General features: G+C 51.3%; 25 protein-coding genes. 7 read left to right on the plus strand and 18 right to left on the minus strand.

What is annotated here, in order from left to right; genetic code table 11:
• Positions 1-25: 25 nt before the first annotated feature.
• The 18 genes from HZU75_RS09830 to HZU75_RS09915 form a co-directional block, all read right to left on the minus strand.
• On the minus strand, positions 26-1,690 hold the full coding sequence (locus HZU75_RS09830) for an FAD-dependent oxidoreductase (RefSeq protein WP_180305917.1): 1,665 nt from the start codon (positions 1,688-1,690) through the stop codon (positions 26-28).
• A 110-nt stretch (positions 1,691-1,800) separates the two neighbouring features.
• Positions 1,801-3,015 carry a DUF805 domain-containing protein gene (locus tag HZU75_RS09835; protein WP_180305918.1) on the minus strand — a complete coding sequence of 405 codons (1,215 nt, stop codon included), beginning with the start codon at positions 3,013-3,015 and terminating at the stop codon, positions 1,801-1,803.
• Between the two features lie 127 nt (positions 3,016-3,142).
• Positions 3,143-3,283, minus strand: a complete 141-nt coding sequence (locus HZU75_RS09840; protein ID WP_180305919.1) for a hypothetical protein — start codon at positions 3,281-3,283, stop codon at positions 3,143-3,145.
• A 100-nt stretch (positions 3,284-3,383) separates the two neighbouring features.
• A complete protein-coding gene (locus HZU75_RS09845) occupies positions 3,384-3,674 on the minus strand; it encodes a hypothetical protein (RefSeq protein WP_180305920.1) in 291 nt (96 codons plus the stop codon).
• The gene (locus HZU75_RS09850; protein ID WP_180305921.1) at positions 3,671-4,186 is read right to left on the minus strand and encodes a potassium channel family protein; all 516 of its coding nucleotides are present in this window, start codon (positions 4,184-4,186) and stop codon (positions 3,671-3,673) included. The genes HZU75_RS09845 and HZU75_RS09850 overlap by 4 nt, the downstream gene beginning before the upstream one ends.
• Positions 4,186-4,833 (minus strand): ATP phosphoribosyltransferase, encoded by a 648-nt coding sequence (gene hisG / locus HZU75_RS09855; protein WP_180305922.1) that lies wholly within the window; start codon positions 4,831-4,833, stop codon positions 4,186-4,188. Before hisG ends, HZU75_RS09850 begins: the two co-directional genes overlap by 1 nt.
• A 51-nt stretch (positions 4,834-4,884) precedes the next feature.
• Complete coding sequence (locus HZU75_RS09860; protein WP_180305923.1) at positions 4,885-5,292, minus strand: DUF4870 domain-containing protein; 408 nt, start codon at positions 5,290-5,292, stop codon at positions 4,885-4,887.
• Positions 5,292-6,542: a UDP-N-acetylglucosamine 1-carboxyvinyltransferase gene (gene murA, locus HZU75_RS09865; RefSeq protein ID WP_180305924.1), complete on the minus strand. Its 1,251-nt coding sequence runs from the start codon at positions 6,540-6,542 to the stop codon at positions 5,292-5,294. The genes HZU75_RS09860 and murA overlap by 1 nt, the downstream gene beginning before the upstream one ends.
• Positions 6,543-6,622: 80 nt before the next feature.
• Entirely contained in the window at positions 6,623-6,805 is a 183-nt protein-coding gene (locus tag HZU75_RS09870) for a hypothetical protein (RefSeq protein WP_180305925.1), read from the minus strand.
• On the minus strand, positions 6,802-7,050 hold the full coding sequence (locus HZU75_RS09875) for a BolA family protein (RefSeq protein WP_444542041.1): 249 nt from the start codon (positions 7,048-7,050) through the stop codon (positions 6,802-6,804). The genes HZU75_RS09870 and HZU75_RS09875 overlap by 4 nt, the downstream gene beginning before the upstream one ends.
• Positions 7,051-7,119: 69 nt before the next feature.
• Positions 7,120-7,875, minus strand: coding sequence for an ABC transporter permease (locus HZU75_RS09880; RefSeq protein WP_180305927.1), 756 nt, complete (start codon positions 7,873-7,875; stop codon positions 7,120-7,122).
• A 20-nt stretch (positions 7,876-7,895) separates the two neighbouring features.
• Positions 7,896-8,789, minus strand: coding sequence for an ABC transporter ATP-binding protein (locus tag HZU75_RS09885; protein WP_180305928.1), 894 nt, complete (start codon positions 8,787-8,789; stop codon positions 7,896-7,898).
• The gene (locus HZU75_RS09890; RefSeq protein ID WP_180305929.1) at positions 8,786-9,559 is read right to left on the minus strand and encodes an MlaA family lipoprotein; all 774 of its coding nucleotides are present in this window, start codon (positions 9,557-9,559) and stop codon (positions 8,786-8,788) included. The genes HZU75_RS09885 and HZU75_RS09890 overlap by 4 nt, the downstream gene beginning before the upstream one ends.
• Positions 9,560-9,616: 57 nt before the next feature.
• Positions 9,617-9,889 (minus strand): STAS domain-containing protein, encoded by a 273-nt coding sequence (locus HZU75_RS09895; protein ID WP_180305930.1) that lies wholly within the window; start codon positions 9,887-9,889, stop codon positions 9,617-9,619.
• A complete protein-coding gene (locus HZU75_RS09900; RefSeq protein WP_228028018.1) occupies positions 9,890-10,495 on the minus strand; it encodes an MlaC/ttg2D family ABC transporter substrate-binding protein in 606 nt (201 codons plus the stop codon).
• Entirely contained in the window at positions 10,496-10,972 is a 477-nt protein-coding gene (gene mlaD, locus HZU75_RS09905; RefSeq protein ID WP_180305931.1) for an outer membrane lipid asymmetry maintenance protein MlaD, read from the minus strand.
• Entirely contained in the window at positions 10,973-11,764 is a 792-nt protein-coding gene (gene mlaE / locus HZU75_RS09910) for a lipid asymmetry maintenance ABC transporter permease subunit MlaE (RefSeq protein ID WP_180305932.1), read from the minus strand.
• Complete coding sequence (locus tag HZU75_RS09915; protein WP_180305933.1) at positions 11,761-12,564, minus strand: ABC transporter ATP-binding protein; 804 nt, start codon at positions 12,562-12,564, stop codon at positions 11,761-11,763. The genes mlaE and HZU75_RS09915 overlap by 4 nt, the downstream gene beginning before the upstream one ends.
• A 324-nt stretch (positions 12,565-12,888) precedes the next feature.
• On the opposite strand from HZU75_RS09915, the gene HZU75_RS09920 reads away from it, so the two are divergent.
• Genes HZU75_RS09920 through HZU75_RS09950 form a run of 7 tightly spaced genes read left to right on the plus strand, consistent with a single transcriptional unit; the run spans position 12,889 to position 21,522 of the window.
• Positions 12,889-14,721: a type II secretion system protein GspD gene (locus tag HZU75_RS09920; RefSeq protein WP_180305934.1), complete on the plus strand. Its 1,833-nt coding sequence runs from the start codon at positions 12,889-12,891 to the stop codon at positions 14,719-14,721.
• Entirely contained in the window at positions 14,718-16,160 is a 1,443-nt protein-coding gene (locus HZU75_RS09925; RefSeq protein WP_180305935.1) for a tetratricopeptide repeat protein, read from the plus strand. Before HZU75_RS09920 ends, HZU75_RS09925 begins: the two co-directional genes overlap by 4 nt.
• Positions 16,161-16,162: 2 nt before the next feature.
• Positions 16,163-17,866 carry a GspE/PulE family protein gene (locus HZU75_RS09930; protein ID WP_180305936.1) on the plus strand — a complete coding sequence of 568 codons (1,704 nt, stop codon included), beginning with the start codon at positions 16,163-16,165 and terminating at the stop codon, positions 17,864-17,866.
• A 2-nt stretch (positions 17,867-17,868) separates the two neighbouring features.
• A complete protein-coding gene (locus tag HZU75_RS09935; RefSeq protein WP_228028019.1) occupies positions 17,869-19,062 on the plus strand; it encodes a type II secretion system F family protein in 1,194 nt (397 codons plus the stop codon).
• A complete protein-coding gene (locus HZU75_RS09940) occupies positions 19,059-20,654 on the plus strand; it encodes a hypothetical protein (RefSeq protein WP_180305937.1) in 1,596 nt (531 codons plus the stop codon). The genes HZU75_RS09935 and HZU75_RS09940 overlap by 4 nt, the downstream gene beginning before the upstream one ends.
• Positions 20,651-21,250 (plus strand): hypothetical protein, encoded by a 600-nt coding sequence (locus HZU75_RS09945; RefSeq protein ID WP_180305938.1) that lies wholly within the window; start codon positions 20,651-20,653, stop codon positions 21,248-21,250. The genes HZU75_RS09940 and HZU75_RS09945 overlap by 4 nt, the downstream gene beginning before the upstream one ends.
• Positions 21,247-21,522 (plus strand): hypothetical protein, encoded by a 276-nt coding sequence (locus tag HZU75_RS09950; RefSeq protein WP_180305939.1) that lies wholly within the window; start codon positions 21,247-21,249, stop codon positions 21,520-21,522. The genes HZU75_RS09945 and HZU75_RS09950 overlap by 4 nt, the downstream gene beginning before the upstream one ends.
• Positions 21,523-21,602: the final 80 nt, after the last annotated feature.

Below are 21,602 nucleotides of genomic sequence, written 5' to 3' on the forward strand. Positions count from 1 at the left end.
GCCAGATTCAGATTGCTTTTTCGGGCTATACCCTTTGATGTTGGCTCATGTTCCACATTTGCCAGGTTTTGTAGCCTCCGTTCAGGCTGCGCACCTGAAAGCCCAATTGGCTTAAATGTCGTTGGGCGATATAACCACGCAGGCCCACCATGCAGTACACCACCACCGGTTTGCTGGTGTCGAGCAACTGGCTAAGCTCGCGCAATTGGCTCAGCGGGATATTCCGTGCCCCAGCAATTTGACCGCTGGCGATTTCTTCCGGCTCGCGTACATCGATCAATTGCACATGACCTAGCTCGTTCGCCAATTGTTCGGGGTTGATTAGCGCAAGCAAACCGGATTGCAGATTTTGCGCCGCCATGCCAACCAGATTGAGCGGGTCTTTGGCTGCACCATAGGGTGGCGCGTAGCTGAGCTCCATTTCGGCCAGATCATCGATTGTCATGCCAGCTTGCAAGGCCACGGCGAGCACATCGATGCGTTTATCTACGCCTTTCTCGCCCACCGCCTGCGCGCCGAGTAATTTACCGCTGGCGGGGTCAAACAAGACTTTCAGGCTGATCATCGTTGCGCCGGGGTAGTAGCTGGCGTGATCATTCCCATGCAGATAGAGCTTTTGGTACGGTATTTCGGCCGCTTGCAGGCTACGCTCATTGAGTCCGGTGCTGGCGGCGGTTAGATCAAACACCTTGCAAATGGCTGTGCCTTGGCTGCCACGATAGCTGGCTGCGCGGCCAAAAATTGTATCGGCTGCAATGCGGCCTTGACGATTGGCGGGGCCTGCCAGTGGCAACAAGACAGATTTGCCATTCACAGTGTGCAGAACTTCAACGGCATCCCCTACGGCGTATATGCTTGTATCGCTTGTCTGCTGATGGCTATTGACCAATACCCCGCCAGTTGTGCCGATTTCTAAGCCAGCTTCGCGCGCCAATTGGTTTTCCGGTTTCACCCCAATCGCCAATACCACCAAGTCAGTGCTGAGTTGATGGCCTGATTCCAGCTGGAGAGTTAGTTGTTCGCCATCAACGACGCTGAGCAGGCTTTCGCCTAACAGTAATTCAACGCCATGAGCTTGCAGCGTCGCGGCTAGCGGTGTGGTCATTTCAGCATCGAGCGGAGTTAACACCTGCGGTGCACGCTCAATCAGGCTGGCGGCCAGCCCGCGATGACGCAGCGCTTCAACCGTTTCCAGCCCGATAAACCCTGCGCCAACGACGGTCACGTGTTTGACCGTGCTGGTCATTGCATTCATTAGTCGATCGAGATCGGGCACGGTGCGCAGCGTGAATACGCGTGGATTATCCAGCCCCGGCAGTGGCGGGCGAATCGGTGCAGCACCCGGCGCGAGGATCAGCGCGTCGTAGCTTTCGTCATAGGTTTCACCAGTTTGCCGATTGTGGACGCGAATGGTTTTAGCTTGGCGATCAATGCTGAGCACTTCGCTATTGACGCGCACATCCAACCCGAAGCGCGCCGTGAGTGATTCGGGCGTGTGTAGTAATAAGGATTCACGCTCAGCGATTTCCCCGCCCAAATGATAGGGCAAGCCGCAATTGGCAAACGACACATAGGGGCCGCGCTCGAACACAATAATTTGCGCCGCTTCATTTAAACGGCGCCCCCGTGCCGCCGCTGAAGCGCCACCCGCCACGCCACCGACAATCAGTAATTTTTGTACGGTACTCATTGGGTATCCCTATGCTGTTATTTGATATGCTTTATAATAATATATATAAATGTATAATGTAAAGCGATAAAAATGCCACCCGTAGGTGGCATCGGTTTGCTGTTGCATAATTACTCAGACTGGCTGGTGGCTTGTTGTTGCTCGATATGCTGTTGAATCCGTGCTCTGGCTTCTTCACGCGTCATTTTCTCGCCGCTTTGCTGCTCGACTTGCGCAATTAATTGATCCACTTCGCTGTCGGTGAGCGTTTGCGCCGCTTCTGCTGGCGTGCGTGGTGCAGCTTTTGGGCTGTCCATTAAAGTGGTTTGGATAATTGTACCGATCAGTGCGATCCCGCAGATCAGACTCGCCAAGTAATGAAAGATATTGGGTGGTGCGGCGGGTAAGCCATAGTCATTCTCGCCATCATCGCCTTGTACAAATGCCAGTGCGCCATAGACAAACAATGAAATCATGCTGCCAATGATAATGACGGTGGTCGAGGTGCTAGAGCGAGTGGCTGCATTGATCAGCATTTGACCAAAAATAATCCAGCCTGCGTACTTGGTTGGCTTATTTAGATCGTGTAAGCGAAATACCATCATTCGATAGTTTTGCACCAAGCACCAGACGATAGCCCCTAAAAATAAAATGACCACCGGCAACGTCATTTCACCCTTGCTGATTAGCAGGCCGAACAGCAGCATGCCCAGAACTGGCAAAATCGATAACAGGCCGTTGCAGAAATAGCGCATTCTCCCCAGCCGACCCTCGGTACTGAGTGACCAGAATGCAGGGGTTTCGTATTCTTGGCGCATACGAGAGCGTCGCTGGCTTGGTGCTGCTGCCGGTGCGCTTTGTGCATCAATCGGTGGCAAAGCACTGGTGCTGCTGGCCGATTGTGCGGCTAACATCCGTGGCATATCAGCGCCGCAGCCAAGGCAGAGTGTGCGCTTGGGCTGTACGCGTTGGCATTGCGGGCAGGTAATCTGGGCGCTGGTATCGGCGATAGGTGCAATCGCCGCAGGTTCATCCGCGAGCAGGCTCAGTGGCGCAGTGGTGGCCGGAGTCGCGATGGGTTCCAAGCTCAGAGACGGCTGTGCGGGTGGAGGAGTTTGCAGCGCTTCGGCGGTGACCTCAACCCCAACTTTGTGAAATAGCTGCAGATAGGTATCAAGCTGGTGACCAGGCAGGGCTTTTTTGACTACGGTTGGCGCTTGCTGCAGTAGCATTTCAGCCCGATCGATTTCCAAGCGCATTAGTTTTGCCAGTGCGGCGGTGGCGTGTTCGGCGGCAACTCCGGGTAATAGCTTGCCAGTCAGTACCAAGCGGAATGTGGTGTCCATTGCTTCAGTAGGAATAAGGTAAAACCCGATGTTACTCCCAAATTGCTATTGCTTAACAATTGCTGACATTTGCTCTTGGCTGTGTTGTAGGTATGTCGCCAGTTACGGGGCGATATGCCCCGTGAGCTTACTTTGACTTTTTGGCTTCGTTCATTTGTGCATTGGCCTGCGCTGCGGCATTGCCGAATGTAGAGGCGGGGGTTGAGAGTTTCTTTTCTTGTTTGGGTTTTTTAGCTTCTTTGTTGCTACGTACCTGACCTTTGGCCATGGTGTTCCCCTAGTGGGTTGGATGCCAGTTGGCCTTTACAGCTTACGCGCAATCATAAGGGCATGTTCAATTGTTTGAGCTAAAACATTCATTTCCAGTTTCAATAAATGGTAATACCTCGAAAAGCAGGGCTGAAATGCGGGTCATCACAGAAATGGATTGTGCGATTGATCTTCCAAAGATTTTTTTCAGCCAACTTAGGGAAATAGCGGCGCAGGAATTTTTGTCCCCCAAAGCCGTAGCCCAGCATAGCTAAGGCAGGAACTAATGCTCCGCAAGCAACTAAAGCGGTTTTTAGATCCCCTTGCCCAACGAAGGCTGGATAAGCTAAAAGCCCACCACCAAGCAAAAGAAATAATCCAATCAAAATCCCAAAGAAGCGAATAATCATGTGTTTGTTTCCTCTGATTGATTTGGAAAAATGACGCGGCTGAATATTAGCGTGATGAAAATACCAAAATGCGTCGAGCCAATGATCGATTCAGCAATAAATAAGGCCTTGCCGTGAGCGTTGCAGGGAAGAAAGTCGCCAAAGCCCACCGTGGCAAAGATGGTGGTGGAGAAATACAGCGAATCCAGAAAATTGCTGTTGTTGGTGCAGCCAGCGCTGGTGCCATAAACATCAAACACCTGCCAGCCGGTGGCAAAGGTGAGGATTAGCAAGATATTGCTCAGCATAAATAGCCAAACCGCCTGCGCCGGATGCAGGCCAGCTTGCATCCGCTGGCCGTAAGCAATGCTGAAAATAAAGGACAAATAATTGAGATAGGTTGCGGCGATAAACCAATACAGTGTATCGCCACTGTTATCCACAATCTCCCATTTGATCAGCCACGGCCAGGCGAACATCAACAGTAGTGTATACAGCGGAATTGGCCGCCAGTTGATGATTTGCAATGACATTAGGCGTGACGGTTGGCGACCGTGGCGGCAAAGGCATCTAGCATCGGTTGCAGGCGTTCATGCTTGAGTTTGAGCGATGATTGATTCACGACCAGTCGGCTGGAGATATCACGGATATGTTCCACTGCGACCAGATTATTGGCTTTGAGTGTGCCACCAGTTGATACCAAGTCGACAATCGCGTCGGCCAAACCCACCAGTGGCGCCAGCTCCATCGAGCCATACAGCTTGATCAGGTCAACGTGCACGCCTTTGGCGGCAAAGTGCTCTTTGGCCTGCTCTGTGTACTTGGTCGCAATGCGCATCCGCGCGCCTTGTTTGACTGCGCCTTCGTAATCAAAACCGTTTTGCGTGGCGACCATTAGCGCGCATTTAGCGATTTCCAAATCGAGTGGCTGATACAAGCCTTGACCACCGTGTTCGAGCAACACGTCTTTACCCGCCACGCCCAAATCGGCTGCACCATATTGCACATAAGTTGGCACATCAGACGCACGCACGATAATCAGCTGGACATCGGGCTGATTCGTGCCAATGATCAGCTTGCGCGTGCTCTCTGGCGCTTCGGCCGGCACGATGCCTGCTGCGGCGAGCAGTGGAAGTGTCTCTTCGAAAATACGTCCTTTGGAAAGGGCGATAGTAATCATGGGGTATCTGCCTGTATGTCTTTTTTGTATTGGCCTTTAGGGCAATACCTATTATTTAAATATATTCAACTTGGCGGGGTATTTGGCCTGCCAGCCATTAATCGCGCGCCCGCCTTGCCACATGCTAAATAATGATGCTCCAACACCCACCCACCAAAGCAGGAAGGTGGTGTTCAGGAAATAAGTGGCAACGAGGGCGAAAATATAAAAGCAGCCCATCAACATCTGAAAATTGCAGGCTTCACGCGCATGTTGCTCGACAAAATCCGAATGCACACGGGCAAATTGCAGCACGATAAATGGCAACGCAATCGCCACAATCGGCGCCGGTAAGATCGGCAGCCAAAATAAACCCGCAAGGTGCGCGAGCACGGCAAAAAACTTTTCGTGCTCCTTGGGCGGTTTGGGCTTATTGTCCTGCTCTTCTTGGTAAGCGGGTTTGGGGTTGAGGATAAACATTAGCTGATCCGCTCAATATTGACGCCGACACCCGCGAGTTTGGTCTCGATGTGTTCGTAGCCACGATCCAAATGGTAAATACGATCAACAATGGTTTCGCCTTCGGCGATCATGCCGGCGATGACCAGCGATGCTGATGCGCGCAAATCGGTGGCCATCACGGTCGCGCCTGATAGTTTTTCCACGCCAGTGACAATCGCGCTATGACCATCGACCTTGATCTTCGCGCCCATGCGCGCCAACTCTGGCACGTGCATAAAGCGGTTTTCAAAAATCGTTTCGGTAATCACACCAGTGCCTTCGGCAATGGAATTCAAGAGCGTAAACTGCGCTTGCATATCGGTTGGGAAGGCTGGGTATTCGAGCGTGCGGATATCCACGGCTTTCGGGCGCTGTTTCATATCCAGCGAAATCCACGTGTCACCGGTTTCGATGTAGGCACCAGCTTCGGTCAGTTTGTCGAGCACGGCGCCCAAGATGTCAGCACGCGTATTTTTCAGCAGTACTTTGCCTTGCGCTGCAGCGGCTGCAACGAGGAATGTGCCGGTTTCAATGCGGTCAGCGACAATCGCGTGGCTTGCGCCGTGTAGCTCTTTCACGCCTTCAATCGTGATTGTATCGGTGCCGTGGCCGCTGATTTTCGCGCCCATTTTGATCAGACATTCAGCCAGATCAACCACTTCTGGCTCGCGCGCGGCGTTTTCCAGAATCGTAGTGCCTTCGGCCAAAGTCGCCGCCATCAGCAAGTTTTCAGTGCCGGTCACGGTGATCATGTCCGAGCGGAAACGGCAGCCTTTCAGTTTGCCTGTGGCTTTGACATAGCCGTGTTCAATCACGATCTCGGCGCCCATCGCTTGCAGGCCTTTGATGTGCTGATCAATTGGGCGCGCGCCAATCGCGCAGCCGCCAGGCAGGGATACTTGCGCTTCGCCAAAACGCGCCAGTGTTGGGCCAAGCACCAAGATCGACGCACGCATGGTTTTTACCAGTTCGTACGGCGCGATGGTGCTGGTGATGTTGTTGGCGGTCAGTTCGTATTCGTGGACGTTATCAGTCATCACGCGCATGCCCATGCCTTGCAGCAGTTTTTGCGTGGTTTTTACGTCGGCCAATTGCGGTACATTGGTCAGATGCAGCGTTTCAGCGGTCAGCAATGACGCACACAAGATCGGCAGCGCGGCGTTTTTTGCGCCTGAAATGGTGATTTCGCCTGCGATTGGGTTGCCACCGATGATTTTAAGTTTGTCCATGTTTGACCTTTTGCACACTGATTGCCGCCGATTGGGCGACGATATTCTTTAAATGACTGAAATTCTGCCGCTAGTGCGGCTTAACGAAAATATTCCCACCAGACCCACGCGCCTGCGGCGATCAGCCACGGTAAATTGACCAAGGCCATCAGCGGGCCGCCCGATTTCCCTTCGCGCTTATTGGCGTCGACTTTGGCTTGTTCGATGATGGCTTTATTTTTGGCGATGCTGCCTAAATCAAAGCGCGGATCTCGTTCGCTCATTGCTGGCGTGCAGCCCATTCGGCTGGTGTGAGTGTGGCACGCATCGATAGCGCATGCAGCTCGCCAGAATCTAGATAAGATTTCAGGCCATCATTGATCAGACGATGGCGGGCCAGCAATTTCAGCCCATCAAAATGCGTCGAAACGATGGTGGCATAGAAGTGATGGCCGTCGCCTTCGACTTCAATGTGCTGACAGGGGATGATCTGGGCGATCAGGCTTTGTACGAGTTCTGGCGTCATTATTGCTCTTGGGTACGATGGTTTAGGGCCGCTGCGCAAGCGGCCAGCTTTCGATTTTGCTGAATTTTGCCATCAGCGGCGAATTTTGTAGCCCGATTTTATCAAGGTCAGCGTAATTAAGGTGAGGATTGCTAAAGTAAATCCGACGACTGCTACTGAATGCCAAGGATTCACATCACTGACGCCAAAAAATCCATAACGAAACCCATCAATCATGTAGAACACCGGATTGAAATGCGACACGGTTTGCCAGAACGGCGGCAGGCTGTGAATCGAGTAAAACACGCCGGACAGAAACGTCAGCGGCATAATCAGAAAATTTTGAAACGCGGCCAGTTGATCGAATTTCTCCGCCCAAATCCCGGCAATCAGCCCCAAAATCGCCATCAAGCTGCAGCCAAGCAAGCCGAATACGAAAATCCATAGGGGGTATTTGAATGGCGGCACTGAGAAAAATAGTGTTGTAAGCAATACTCCGATGCCTACTACAAAGCCACGGGCGGCACCTGCCAAGGTATAGGCGCTGAAAAATTCAAAATGCGATAGTGGCGGCAGCAGGATATACACGATATTGCCGGTAATTTTGGATTGAATCAGGCTGGAGCTGGTGTTGGCAAACGCGTTTTGCAGCATGCTCATCATCATCAAACCCGGAATCAAAAACGCGGTATAGCGTACGCCCGGGTAGGGCTGCACATGCGCATCAAGCACATGGGCAAAAATCAGCAAATACATCAGTGCGGTGAGTACTGGAGCTGCAACTGTCTGAAATGCCACGCGCCAGAAGCGCAGTACTTCTTTACGAAATAGGGTGTAAAAACCGGTCATAGTGATTCCAGCAGCAAGGCTTAGGCGTGCATCATTTGTACGAAAATTTCTTCTAGATCAGGCTGGGTAATTTCCAGATCTTTGAGCGTGATTTGCTCGGCGCGCAGCGCAGCCAAGATAGCTTCTAGCCCGTTGCAATCGGCTAACTTGAGCTCAAAGCGGCCTTCGTGCTGTTTAATTAGTAAGGATTGCAGGCTGGCAGGGAGTTGCGCTGGTTTAAGCTTGAGAATGACACTGCGCGCAGCGCCACGCTGCATCATGGTGTCTTTGTCTTCCAGCGCAATCAGCTCGCCACGTTTGAGCATCGCGATGCGATTGCACAGCGTTTCAGCTTCTTCCAAATAATGCGTCGTCAGCACAATTGTGTGACCGTTTTCATTGAGGTTTTTGACAAAGGCCCACAGCGTCTGGCGTAGCTCAACATCAACACCCGCCGTCGGTTCATCCAAGACAATAACTGGGGGTTTATGTACCAAGGCTTGAGCGACCATGACACGCCGCTTCATACCCCCAGATAAAGCGCGCATATTTGTATGCGCTTTTTCGGTAAGGCCAAGATTGTGCAAGATTTCATCAATCCACGCATCATTGTGCTTGATGCCGAAGTAACCCGACTGAAATACCAAGGCTTCGCGGACATTAAAAAACGGATCAAACACCAATTCCTGCGGTACGATGCCTACAGCTCGGCGCGCTGCGCGGTAGTCTTGTTGCACATCCAAGCCCATTACTCGCGTACTGCCGCGGGTGGCTTTGGTTAAACCGGCCAAAATAGAAATCAGGGTTGTTTTGCCAGCCCCATTAGGGCCAAGCAATGCAAAGAAATCACCTTGCTCGACGGCAAAGCTCACTTCTTTGAGTGCGGTGAATTGACCGAAATCTTTACCTACAGCGTTAAATTCAATGGCTTTCACTGAACTACCTCGGCCGATATGGGGCCTGAGGCCACTGCTGTTACGGGTGCACTACTATGTTTTTCGGCATCTAAAGCAGGTTCTGGTTCACCCAGCGGTAATGGATGTGGCGGATTGCCATCGTAGACTTTAAACCAGCGCCGTTGCAGATAGGTGTCACGAACAAAGGCGTAGGGGTCTAGTTGATCCTGCAAAGCGGCATCATAAGGCAATAAACTTGCGCGCAAATCGGTAAGGTACAGGCCGTAATAAGCAATTTGACCCGCAAGTGGGTCGATGTAATCAATTGGCCCCCAGCTTAGGCGGACCAATTTATCGCTCGAATCACGCAAAGTCAGCGGGCCATAAAACGGAACCATTAAGTAAGGGCCGCTGGGTACGCCCCAAGCGCCTAGTACTTGGCCAAAATCTTCGTCTTGCTTCTCGATAGGCATATCACTAGCCCAATCGATCAAACCGCCCAGACCTAAAGTGCTGTTAACGAGTACACGGCTGCCGCTCTTGGCTGCTTTGGTGCCTTTGGCTTGCAAAAGGGCGGCAGGTACACCGAATAAATCGTCTAGGTTGCCAAAGAAATTACTCACCGCCGAGCGCAATGGCGGCGGAATGTATTCGCTATAGGCGACCGCCACTGGCCGCACGACATGTGTATCGAGCGCGGTGTTAAAGGAATAAATCGGCCGATTGACGGATTCCAAAGGGTCGTAATTATTCTGCGGAGTGGCGCATGCAGTACAGACGACTGCCAGCAAGGAGATGAGACGACGCATAAAGAACCAGGCGCAACAAGGCGCAAAATCGAGTTGAAGTACTATATTGTGTGTCGCTTAAGGCTTGATTTGCAAGAGATCTTGCACGCCATAGACTTGAATCAGCTGTTTTAAGGTCTCGGGCAGTGCGATGAACGTGAGCTTGCGCTGCGCTCGTTGCGCCCGACGTTGCCATTCCAGCAGCAAGGCGACAGTGCTGGAGTCCAGCTCAAGAAGCTGAGAGAAATCAACCAGCGTATCGTCTTGCTGCAACATGGTATCCAGCACACCCAATAATTGCCCACTGTGTTGGCTGCTTAATTGTGCTGGAGCTTGATACGTCAACGACATTTATTTGCCTTGTTTTGCTGCATTATTGCGCGATGACAGTAGTTTAATCAGCCCATCAATACCGTCTTTACGGATGACCGAACCAAATTGATTGCGGTGGTTGTTGATAAAGCTGATGCCATCAACGCTGATATCGTACACCTTCCAATCACTGCCCTGTTTTTCAAAACTAAAATCGAGTGGAATCGGCTTTTGGCCGGGCAGTGTGACTTCGGTACGCACATTTTGCTCGTCGGCATCATTACCGGCACGGGTGCCCTTGATATTAATTTGTGCATTTTTATACAAGGTCAGCGCGCCAAGATAGGTGCGAACCATCATGGTGCGAAACTCAGTGGTGAGTGCATCTTGCTGCGCTGGGGTGGCGCTTTTCCAATATTGGCCTGTGGCCAATGCGGTCATGCGTTTGTAATCGGCCATCGGTGATAAGCGCGCATCAACCAGATCACGGGTTTTGCTGGGGTCTTTATCATTTTTCTTGATGATATCCAGCACATCTTTACTGGCCGAGCGGATGATTTGCTCTGGTGCTTCGCTGGCCACGGCGTGGCTCGCCATCAAGGCAATACATGTGGCAGTAATCAAGTTGCGTATGGTCTTAAGCATTTATTGTTGTTCCTTTTCTTTCTCTTTATCCGCCTGACTAAACAGGAAACGACTAATTAGCTGCTCCAGCACAATTGCTGAAGAAGTGATTTTGAAGGTATTGCCTTGGGTGAGTACCTTTTCATCCGCCCCTGAGGTAATTCCAATATATTGTTCGCCTAGCAGCCCTGAAGTCAGAATTTCCGCCGAGCTATCACGGCTAAAATGGTAGCGGCTATCCATATCCATGGTGACTTTGGCGACAAAACGCTCCGGATCGAGTGAAATATCACTCACCCGACCAACAACAACGCCGGCGCTTTTGATCGGTGCGCGAACTTTTAAACCACCAATGTTTTCAAAATTGGCCGTGAGCTGATAGGTGCTGCCTGCAGGTAAGCTGCCTTGGCTGCTTACCTTGAGCGCCAAAAATAACAAGGCCGCAATGCCTGCAAGGGCAAATAGCCCGACCCAAAAATCAATCATGCCGCGTTTCATTTAAACTCCCCGAAACATAAAAGCAGTCAAAATAAAATCCAGAGCCAAAATCACCAGCGCACTGGTTACTACGGTGCGGGTGGTGGCACTGGAGATGCCCTCAGCGGTGGGGGGCGAATCATACCCTTCAAATACCGCGATCAGCGATACGGCAAAACCAAAAAATATACTTTTGATCACCCCGTTCATCACGTCGAGCCGGAAATCTACCGATCCCTGCATTTGGGACCAGAAACTACCTTCATCGAGCCCAATCAGCTGCACGCCAATTAAATATCCGCCAAAAATACCCATGGCGCTAAAGATCGCAGCCAGCAAGGGCATCGAAATAACCCCACCCCAGAACTTGGGTGCGACTACGCGGGCAATCGGATTGACGGCCATCATTTCCATTGCGGCCAGTTGCTCTGTGGTTTTCATTAAACCAATTTCGGCCGTGATGGCACTGCCTGCCCGGCTGGCAAATAATAATCCGGCAACTACAGGGCCAAGTTCACGCACCAGAGAGAGCGCAACCAAAATCCCTAGTGAGCTGGAAGCCCCAAAGCGCTGCAATGTGTCGTAACCCTGCAGCGCAAGCACCATGCCAACAAACAAGCCAGATACGGAAATGATTAATACCGATAGCACCCCGGCAAACCAGATTTCGCGCAGCGTTAACTGTGGGCGCATGATGGCCGTCGTTGAATGGCGCACAATAGCGAGTAGGAATCGACAAGCGAAGCCTAATTTGATCAGGCTATTGGTAAATGGCCGTCCAAAGCGCGCAATCGATTCAACGATAAAATTCATTCAACCCCTCCCTGTAGCCCTAAATCTGCCGCATAGGCTGGCGCCGGCTTGTGAAATGGCAGCGGGCCATCAGCTTGCGCATTGATAAATTGCTGCACAAAAGGATGTTGTGATGCCCTCACTTCAGCAGGGCTGCCTTGGGCGACAAGTTGGCCATCGGCCAGAAAATAGACACGGTCCACGATGGCTAGCGATTCGGCAACATCGTGAGTGACCACAATCGAAGCCGTACCTAGTGCGTCATTGAGTTCACGAATTAATTTGCCGACGGTGGCCAGTGAAATTGGGTCTAGGCCAGTAAATGGTTCGTCGTACAGCATCACTTGCGGGTCAAGCGCGATCGCACGCGCCAAGGCGACGCGGCGCGCCATTCCGCCGGATAATTCTTGTGGCATGGCATGTGCCGCGCCTCGCAACCCTACCGCATGTAGTTTCATCAGGACTAGGTCACGAATCATGCTTTCAGGTAAATCGGTGCGCTCACGCAATGGGAATGCCACATTGTCAAACACGGACAGATCGGTGAACAAAGCACCAAATTGAAACAACATGCCTAGCTTACGACGTAGTTGATACAGCGCCGTTTCACTCAGTGCCCCAACGTCCACGCCATCGACTAGAACCTTACCGCTGTGGGCGCGAATTTGTCCGCCAATCAACTTAAGCAATGTCGTCTTGCCTGAACCAGACCCACCCATGATGGCGACGAGCTGACCCGCTTCGATTTGCAGCGATATATCGCGCAAAACCGGGGTTTCGCCGTAAGCGAAGCTGACATTTTGAAATTCTATAAGTGGCATGCGAGGGTTTTAGTGAAGCTCTAAAGGTTAAGCAAACTGATAAAGTGCCATTGGCATGTTGCGATGCAGCGCTGATTTTAAAGCAAATTGCATGATTCATCAGTGAAATATTACGCATTTGTCGTAGTGAATTTGGGGTGATCTTGGGGTATGGCTATTTTTGCCTTGTCAATTAAGCTCTGAATACAAATACCTTGATGGGTATATGGTTATTGTTTGGCTGAGTGTGCACTTACACTGAAATTTCGTTGTTATGCGGGGCGGCGCTGGAAAAACCCACATGCTTATCTAGAATGAAATCACGTTTCCTTCTAGTTGATGTGTATGAAACCGCCGCTACTACCAATTCTGATTGCGTCTGCATTAAGTGCATGTGCCACTCAAAGTGGTTTGCCCAACCCAGAGGGGCGTCACCTCGATGGTTCGGCATCCGCAGATGCACAGATTCCCAAGCCGGTAGCCCAAATTCCCTATCTGCCAAAGCCCAGCGCAAGTCCAAAACTGGAAACCTACAGTGTCGTGGTGAGTCAGCTTCCCGTGAATAGTTTGCTGTTTGCGCTGGCGCGGGATGCCAAAATCAATGTGGATGTGCATCCCGACGTACAAGGGGTTGTCACCTTAAATGCAATCAAACAAACACTGCCTCAAATTCTGGATCGAATCGCCAAGCAAGTTGATATTCGCTGGAGTCTTGAGAATGACGTGCTCACAATTACGCCTGATCAACCGTATTTGAAAACCTATCGGCTTGATTATTTCAATTTGTCTCGGAATATGAAAGCCAGCGTCACGATTCTTAATTCGGTTTCGACTGGGGCACAAACAGGCAGTAACTCCAGTGCCAACAGTTCCAGTACCAGTATTGAAAGTGAAAATCTCAATCAGTTTTGGAAACGGCTCGAAGCTAATTTAAAAGAAATGTTAGGGGTTAAAGAGGGCGGCTCAACCGCCGCTAGCTCGGCCACTCAGCCCGTTACCGCCGCATTGGCCCAGCAAATTAGTCAATCGGTCAGTAATAAATCAACTGATCCGAAAAGTGCGATCGCAATGGTAGATGGCTTAGCCAAAGTAGAAAAGACCGTCGCCCAGACTGAAAAAACGAAACAGGAAAGTGCGCCTGCACCGGTGCAGCCTGCGGTAGCTTCTGCTGGAAAGCTGCCAAATTTGGTTATTTTAAACCCCGAGAGTGGCACGGTTACGGTTAGGGCCTCGCATAAAGAACAACTGAAAGTGGCTGAGTTTCTCGCAGCCGTTCAATCTTCGGCGCAACGTCAGGTGATGATTGAGGCAACGATTGTCGAAGTGGCACTGGGGGACCAGTATCAGGCGGGTGTGGACTGGTCAAAAATTGCCTCGGGTAGCGGTTGGAGTTTGGGGCAAAGCTTGCTGGGGGCGAATCTGAGCGCAGCTCCTGTGAGTGCATTGACTTATACCAGCGGCAACTTTACCGCCACCATCAAAATGCTTGAGCAATTTGGTCGAACCCGCGTTTTATCTAGCCCCAAAATAATTGCGCTAAATAATCAAACGGCAGTGATGAAGGTGGTTGAAGAGCAGGTTTATTTCACACTGGAATTAGAGGAAGACAAAAATACCGACGGGGTAGTTACTGGGCGCACCTACACCTCTACCTTGCATACGGTCCCCGTCGGGCTGGTGATGCAAGTAACGCCACAGATTTCCGAAGGTGGCTCGATCTCTATGAATGTACGTCCAACGATCACCAATATCAGTAGTTATGTTGAAGATCCGGCGGTGGCGCTGATTTCGCAAAACTCCAATAAGCCAGTGCAAAGCTTGATTCCGGTCTTGCAGGTACGGGAGTTTGATTCCACGCTGAAAATTTCTAGTGGCCAGGCTGCCGTGTTGGGGGGGCTAATTCAAGATAAGCAAACCAATTCTCGACAAGGAGTGCCAGGCTTATCGCGCGTGCCGTGGCTGGGTGATGCGTTTAGTTATCGAGATGACAAGGTCAGTAAAATTGAGCTAGTCGTCTTTTTGCGCCCAATTATCGTGCATGAAAACGGTGTGAATGGCGAGCAGTCAGCCTATAAGCAATTTATGCCTGCTGGTGATTATTTTAATGTGCCCGAGGATCATCAGCTTTCTGCATTTCAAAGTGGTAGCGTGCCGCTGCCAGCTAAGGTGGCACCATGAGTGCATTACTGAATGCGCTAAAAAAGGCGGAAGAGGAGAAACGTCGCCGTGCTGCCCTAGCTACTCAGGCTGAAGATGCTGACGATAGTGCGCAAATTACGCCAGCCAACGTCGATGAGATCGTCCCTGACGTGCTACCCGCCGAGGCATGGGTGTTCGAGCCGCTGCCAGAAACACAGGCTGAGTTAGTCTTGGCAAGTGAGCCGATGGATCTGGCTCCTGAATCAGCGGCTGTGCAAGAGGCTGCTTCGCCCTTGAGTCTATCAGCTCTTGATGAGCCGGAGAGGGCAGAAACTAGCATGACGACAGCGCTAGATGCCGAAGTCGGTATTGAGCCCCCCGTCGACTCCGAGCATGTCGAGCCAGTTGCCGAATTATCAGTGGCTAGCGAGCCATTACCCTTAGCAAATACTGCGCAGGTGCCATCTGCAGCAAACCCTGTCGCAAGTAGTCGGACTACCAGCCCAATCCTAGATTATAAGCGCAAGACAGAACGCAGTTTATGGCCATGGTTGCTATTGGGGGGCGGCTTATTACTATTGGGGCTAGTGATTTGGTTTACTTGGGAATATCAGCAGCTAACTCAGGCATCGAGCACGCCATTGCCGAGTGCGCGCTCCTTGCCTGCAAGTGCAGCTAGCCCCGTCGAGGTGTCTGAACAAAGTGCAATCGATTCTGCATTAAAAAACACACCTCTCCCCATTGGCGAAGGGTATGTAGCTGAAGGCGATAAAATAAAAGAGGCACAGCAAGATACTATTCAGGGTATTGGGGGGGCGTTAGCAAACCCTACGCCACTACCGCGCCTGAGTCAGCCCCCGTCTGCGCCTGGGGATGAGGTCCGCTTTATCCGTACGCCAGTTGATAACCTCAACCCACTGCAGCAAGCCTGGGAGGCATATCAACAAGGAGATTGGGTAAAAGCTGAAGTTTTGTACCGCAAAATTCTCAATAATGAGCCACGTCAGCGTGATGCCTTGCTTGGTTTGGCCGTGATTTATGTGCAACGTGGGCAATCAGCTCAAGCGGCAGGTATTTATGATTATTTGCTGGGGCTAAACCCACAAGATCAAGCTGCACAACAAGCCAAATTAGCGCTCAATCCCGAGCAAATCAATGCGGAGCAAGTGGCGCGTTTGCAGCAATCGCAAGAGCAGGAAGGCGCTTTGGCAACTAGCCCGTTGGTGCTGGGGCAGTATTATGCAAGTCGTTCCCGCTGGCAGGAAGCGCAGGCGCAGTTTTTTCAAGCTTGGAGTACGCAGCCGGACAACCCTGATTTAGCGTTCAATTTGGCCATTAGCCTTGACCATTTGCAACAGCAACGCCTTGCTGCCGAGTTTTATCAGAAAGCCCTCGATTTGGCCCTGCGCAAGCAGGCAACGTTTGACCGTGCTGCGGCGGAATCCCGATTGGCTCAATTGCGTTTGGCGGGCTTCTAAATATGACCGCGCCCGCTAAAAATAAGCTCCCCCTTGGTGCACTACTGGTCGAAAAGGGTCTGATTACAGACGACCAACTGCGGATTGCCTTATTGGAGCAGCGCCGTTCAGGTACCCCGCTGGGCAAACTAATGGTCTCGCTCGGTTTTGTCTCAGAAAATGTGCTGCGTGAGGCCTTATCAGAAAATCTGGGGCACGATAGTGTTGATCTGGGGCGAGTGATCGCTGATTTACAAGCAATACGGCTAATCCCAAAAGACTTGGCCAAGCGCTTGCTGGTGCTGCCGATTGGTTTGAATCAGCAAACCCAGCGCCTGACTGTGGCGATGGCCAACCCGAATAATTTAGTGGCTCTAGATCAGCTACGCTTACAAACCAAAGACAAATACCTGATTGAATCATTGCTGGCGGCCGAATCAGATATTGTGCGGGCGATTGACCAGTACTATGGCTTTGAATTGTCGATTGATGGCATTTTGCATGAAATCGAAACCGGTGAAATTGATTACACCAGTCTGGCGCAGGCCGAGGCGGAATACAGTCAGCCGGTCGTTCGTCTGATTGATGCCTTACTTGCCGACGCGGTGACACGCGGTGCATCGGATATTCACTTTGAGCCAGAGCAGTCATTTGTGCGCATTCGTTACCGGATCGATGGTGTCTTGCGACAAATTCGCGCGTTACATAAGACCTATTGGCCGGCGATGGTGGTGCGGCTCAAAGTGCTCGCTACCATGAATATTGCTGAGACACGTGCTCCACAAGATGGTCGAATTTCGCTCACCCTGTCGGGGCGCAGTTTAGATTTTCGGGTATCCGCCCAGCCGACTACCTGGGGCGAAAACATTGTTTTGCGGATTTTAGACCGGCAAAAAGGCTTGGTGCCGCTCGAAGGCTTGGGGTTGTCTGAAAGTAATCTGGACTTACTGCGCCTGATGATTGCTCGCCCCGAAGGCATTATTTTGGTTACTGGCCCGACAGGCTCCGGTAAAACCACAACGCTGTATTCGATTCTGAATCATATCAATTCCGTTGATGTGAATATCATGACGCTGGAAGACCCAGTTGAATATCCGCTGCCTTTGATTCGGCAAACCTCGGTCAGTGAAATCAGCAAAATGGATTTTGCCAATGGGATCCGCTCGATGATGCGGCAGGATCCGGATGTTATTTTGATCGGTGAGATTCGCGATCGGGATACCGCTGAAATGGCGTTTCGTGCGGCGATGACGGGGCATCAAGTGTATTCCACCTTGCATACCAATTCTGCCATCGGGGTGTTGCCACGTTTATTGGATATTGGCGTGCTACCCGATGTACTGTCAGGCAATATTATTGGCATGGTGGCGCAACGCTTGGTGAGAACCTTGTGTCCGTTTTGCAAAGAAGACTATTTGCCTGATGAGTTTGAGCGGCGGCTGCTTAGGCTTGAATCTTCCCAGCAAAAAATCTACCGCGCGGTGGGTTGCCCCAAATGCGAGCAGCAAGGTTACAGGGGGCGTACCACGGTGATGGAGTTGCTGAAGATCGATGGCGATCTCGATGAATTGATTGCACGACGCGCCTCTATGCGCGAAATCAAGCAGCTTGCGATGAGTAAAGGGTTTCAGCCGATCGCTGATGATGCTTGCCGTCGAGTGGTTGCTGGTGAAACATCACTCGATGAAATTGCTCGGGTGGTCGATTTGACCGATAGGGTGAGCTGATTATGCGCTATCGCTATCGTGCTGCAAATGAGCAGGGCCTTATTCAGCAAGGCCAAATGGAGGCCGCCAATTTAGCAGATCTTGAGCTACGCCTTGGCCGTATTGGTTTAATGCTTATTCATGCCAAAGGTGGGCAGGCCGACTGGCTGGGGCGACGCAAAGTGACCCGCCGCGATTTAATTACCTTGTGTTTTCATATGGAGCAATTAACGCGTGCAGGCGTGCCTTTGCTTGAAGGGCTGGCTGATCTGCGTGATAGCTTAGATCACCCGCATTTTCGCGAAATTATCGCCAATGTGATTGAGGATATCGAAGGCGGTCATCAGCTCTCGCAAGCCTTGGCTGCGCATCCTACTATTTTTGATCCGGTATTTATCAACTTGATCCGCGCTGGCGAGGCCAGTGGTGAATTACCAGCGGTATTTAAAAATCTCACTGATTCTATTAAATGGCAGGACGAGTTAATCGCCCAAACCAAGCGGGTGGTGATGTACCCCGCGTTTGTCGCAGTGCTGGTTTTTGGGGTGGTGTGTTTTTTGATGGTGTATTTGGTGCCGCAATTGGTTGAGTTTATTAAGTCGATGAAGCAGCAGATTCCGCTTAATACGCAAATTCTATTGTGGATTTCGGAGTTTTTTACCCATTTCTGGTGGGCATTGATCGCGCTACCGATTGCGAGCGTATTCTTTATTCGCTGGCGCATCAAAGTCGATGCGCAATTTCGCTTGCGCTTTGATGGCTGGATACTGCGCTTGCCTGCCATAGGTCCTATTTTGCACAAAATCATCTTGGCCCGCTTTGCCAATTTTTTCGCCCTGCTTTACGGCGCGGGCATTCCAATTTTGGATTGCATTCGGATTACTCAAGGCATTGTGAATAATCTGATGGTGGCGCAGGCTTTGCAACGGGTGGAAAACCAGATTCGCGAAGGTTTAGGGGTGACTGCGAGCTTTGAACGTGCAGGTTTATTCCCCCCATTGGTGCTGCGCATGCTGCGCGTGGGGGAGGGAACTGGACAGCTTGATCATGCTTTGCTCAATGTCTCGTATTTTTATGATCGCGATATCAAAGAAGCCATTGAGCGAGTGCAAGCCCTAGTTGAGCCTACGATGACCGTAGTATTGGGCTTGATTTTGGCGTGGATTATGTCTTCGGTACTAGGGCCAATTTTCGATACGATTAGCCACTTACGATGAAAAAAATCGTTTTGTTTTTAAATCAGGATGCTTTATCAGCCTATCGCTGGAGTACGACAGGGGCATTGCCATTGGCGTTTTTCCCGCACGGGGAAGAGGGGCGTGCTGATTTTCGTGACTGGTTGAGCAGGCAAACGGACTATAGCTACTGCATTTTGACGGACTTGGTCGAAGAAGATCTGCAGCATGAATCCGTGCCCCATCTCACTGGCCGTGATCAAAAAGTGCTGTGTGAGCGCAAGCTCAATCAATTATTTCGTACCACCCCCTATCGACGGGCTAAGGTGCAAATTAAGGGAAAGCGTGGCGGGCAGGATGTTTTGCAGTTATCCGCGCTAACCAGCCGTGAGTTGTTGGATCAGATTCTGGCTGAATTAATGGCCGCCAAGGCGATTATGTTTGGCGTGTATTCGGTAGCGCTGTTAACGCAGGAAATCATGGCGCGCCTTAAACTGAATACGCCGCATTTATTGATGATGTCTTGTAATTCGCCGGGGCAGTTGCGCCAAAGTTATTTCACGCCCGAAGGATTACGTTTTTCGCGTTTGGCAACGTTTCATGCGCAGCATGATATGCCCACCCAAGCCGAGCTGATTGCCGCTGAAATTATCCGCGCCCGGCAGTACCTAAGTACTTTACGCCTGATGGGGCGCGAGGAGCCGCTGACGATTCTGGCTTTATTTGATACAACGCTGGCCGAGCAGCGCCACGAAATACTGCGCGCCATGGGGGAAGATGCTGGGCTGGTCGATTTTAGTATTCAAACTGATATGGCCGATTTAGCGAACCGGCTTAAATTGCCGTCGGGATGCCAGAGTTGGCATGACGTACTGGTGGCGATGCTGGTGAAATTTTCCTTACCCAATCACTACGCGCCTGCTGAGGCGATGAAATATCATTCGCTGCATATACTTGGGCGGGGTTTGGCTTGCTCATCAGTGTTTGTATTGATTTTGGCGGCAATACTGGCAGGTCATTCGTATTCTGAAGGTGTTGAAGTACAAGAAAAAATTAGCTTAGGTGATAAAAAACAGCAGCAAGCATTACAGCAGCAGCGCCAATTTGCCACCTTACTACATCAAGCTGCGGCGAGTGAGCCAGATAAACTGCAAGTTAGCGCACAATTTTACCAGCAACACTTGGCGGCCGCGCCACAGGTAGAGCCTACCTTGCGACGGCTCAGTCATGTATTACAAGGTTTTCCAAGTTTATCGATTGATGAAATTCATTGGCAGGCTGGTGCAGCGTCGCAGGATGAAACGGGTAGTCCGGGTGATGCTGCCAGCCCATCTGCTGAAGTGGGCACGCCTTGGTTGGCGCAGCGTCTGGTGATTGCGGGCCGGGTGCAAGATCGGCAAGCCTATCGCGCCGCCCTTGCAGAGGTGAATAAGCTAATTGCGGCCCTTAAAGCTTGGCCCCAAGCGCAGCTAGTGGTGAAACAGTGGCCGATTGATATTCGTTCAGAATCCGCAATTAAACTGCCTAGCCAGCAAGTAAACCACAATAGTTCGGCCAATAATCAACAACCGGATTTCGTGATCGAATTGGTTCTGCTTGCGCCAGCAAGCTTGCCCGTGGAGGTGACCCCATGAAATGGCGCGAGTTTGATCGATCGGATTGGCGTTTAATCCGCAGTCAACTGATCTGGTTTTGCGGATCTTTGTTAGCTGCGGGCTTGTTGCTGGTGGTGGTGGAATTGTTTGTGTATTTCAGTCGGCGAGAGCTTGAGGTGCAGACTCAGCAAGTGGCCGAGCTAAGTCGGTCTGCTGAGCAAGCACAACAGCAATGGCTGGCAGTGCAGCAATACCAGCAGCAATATCGGCATTTGCAGCGTATTGGCGTAATCGGGCAAGAGCATCGCCTTGATTGGATTGAGAGTTTGGCGCAGTTAAGTCAGCAGCAGCCAACGTGGGCTATTGATTATGCATTTGCCCCGCAGCGGATTAAGGAAGGTGCAGTGCCAGCTCAAGGGCTGGCCATGTATGCCAGTGAAATGAAAATACAGTGGCGTGCCCGTGATGAAGGGGATTTATCGCGCTTTGCCGCTTGGTTATCGCAACAGCCCGGGCAGGCCATTTCGCGTGACTGCCATTTCAAGCGCGCTAACGATAGTCAAGGGGGAGGAATCGCGGTGGATTGTCGCTATGATTGGCTAACCATCGCTGCTCAGCGGGAGCTCAAACCATGAAAATGAGTATTGTGATCTTGCTATTGCTATCCCAGCTCGCGCAAGCAGATCAATGGGGAACATTATTTTTTACCCCCGCTCAGCGGGCAAAAGGCGCCCAAGTTGATGCTCCCGATCGCAATTTGCCGGCCCGTGATGAGCTTGTGCCCGAGGCTCGTTACTACAATGGGGTTTTGCAAACCCCACGCAAAAAAACCCATTGGGTTAATGGCCAGGATGCCCCTGCGCCCATTCACCGCAAGCCGGGTGAATTGTTAGCATACCCTGACTAGCCTCTGCCGCCCCTTGTCGAACACTGTTACAGGCAATTGATTTGAAAAGCGTAAAATACGCAGCTACTCGCGGGTGCGAG

Source organism: Chitinibacter fontanus (assembly GCF_013423785.1).
Lineage (GTDB): Bacteria > Pseudomonadota > Gammaproteobacteria > Burkholderiales > Chitinibacteraceae > Chitinibacter > Chitinibacter fontanus.

Coding starts and splice junctions, on each gene's coding strand:
- HZU75_RS09830 (WP_180305917.1), bottom strand. CDS start 1,690: ATGAGTACCGTACAAAAATTACTGATTGTCGGTGGCGTGGCGGGTGGC.
- HZU75_RS09835 (WP_180305918.1), bottom strand. CDS start 3,015: ATGGACACCACATTCCGCTTGGTACTGACTGGCAAGCTATTACCCGGA.
- HZU75_RS09840 (WP_180305919.1), bottom strand. CDS start 3,283: ATGGCCAAAGGTCAGGTACGTAGCAACAAAGAAGCTAAAAAACCCAAA.
- HZU75_RS09845 (WP_180305920.1), bottom strand. CDS start 3,674: ATGATTATTCGCTTCTTTGGGATTTTGATTGGATTATTTCTTTTGCTT.
- HZU75_RS09850 (WP_180305921.1), bottom strand. CDS start 4,186: ATGTCATTGCAAATCATCAACTGGCGGCCAATTCCGCTGTATACACTA.
- hisG (WP_180305922.1), bottom strand. CDS start 4,833: ATGATTACTATCGCCCTTTCCAAAGGACGTATTTTCGAAGAGACACTT.
- HZU75_RS09860 (WP_180305923.1), bottom strand. CDS start 5,292: ATGTTTATCCTCAACCCCAAACCCGCTTACCAAGAAGAGCAGGACAAT.
- murA (WP_180305924.1), bottom strand. CDS start 6,542: ATGGACAAACTTAAAATCATCGGTGGCAACCCAATCGCAGGCGAAATC.
- HZU75_RS09870 (WP_180305925.1), bottom strand. CDS start 6,805: ATGAGCGAACGAGATCCGCGCTTTGATTTAGGCAGCATCGCCAAAAAT.
- HZU75_RS09880 (WP_180305927.1), bottom strand. CDS start 7,875: ATGACCGGTTTTTACACCCTATTTCGTAAAGAAGTACTGCGCTTCTGG.
- HZU75_RS09890 (WP_180305929.1), bottom strand. CDS start 9,559: ATGCGTCGTCTCATCTCCTTGCTGGCAGTCGTCTGTACTGCATGCGCC.
- HZU75_RS09895 (WP_180305930.1), bottom strand. CDS start 9,889: ATGTCGTTGACGTATCAAGCTCCAGCACAATTAAGCAGCCAACACAGT.
- HZU75_RS09900 (WP_228028018.1), bottom strand. CDS start 10,495: ATGCTTAAGACCATACGCAACTTGATTACTGCCACATGTATTGCCTTG.
- mlaD (WP_180305931.1), bottom strand. CDS start 10,972: ATGAAACGCGGCATGATTGATTTTTGGGTCGGGCTATTTGCCCTTGCA.
- mlaE (WP_180305932.1), bottom strand. CDS start 11,764: ATGAATTTTATCGTTGAATCGATTGCGCGCTTTGGACGGCCATTTACC.
- HZU75_RS09915 (WP_180305933.1), bottom strand. CDS start 12,564: ATGCCACTTATAGAATTTCAAAATGTCAGCTTCGCTTACGGCGAAACC.
- HZU75_RS09920 (WP_180305934.1), top strand. CDS start 12,889: ATGAAACCGCCGCTACTACCAATTCTGATTGCGTCTGCATTAAGTGCA.
- HZU75_RS09925 (WP_180305935.1), top strand. CDS start 14,718: ATGAGTGCATTACTGAATGCGCTAAAAAAGGCGGAAGAGGAGAAACGT.
- HZU75_RS09930 (WP_180305936.1), top strand. CDS start 16,163: ATGACCGCGCCCGCTAAAAATAAGCTCCCCCTTGGTGCACTACTGGTC.
- HZU75_RS09935 (WP_228028019.1), top strand. CDS start 17,869: ATGCGCTATCGCTATCGTGCTGCAAATGAGCAGGGCCTTATTCAGCAA.
- HZU75_RS09940 (WP_180305937.1), top strand. CDS start 19,059: ATGAAAAAAATCGTTTTGTTTTTAAATCAGGATGCTTTATCAGCCTAT.
- HZU75_RS09945 (WP_180305938.1), top strand. CDS start 20,651: ATGAAATGGCGCGAGTTTGATCGATCGGATTGGCGTTTAATCCGCAGT.
- HZU75_RS09950 (WP_180305939.1), top strand. CDS start 21,247: ATGAAAATGAGTATTGTGATCTTGCTATTGCTATCCCAGCTCGCGCAA.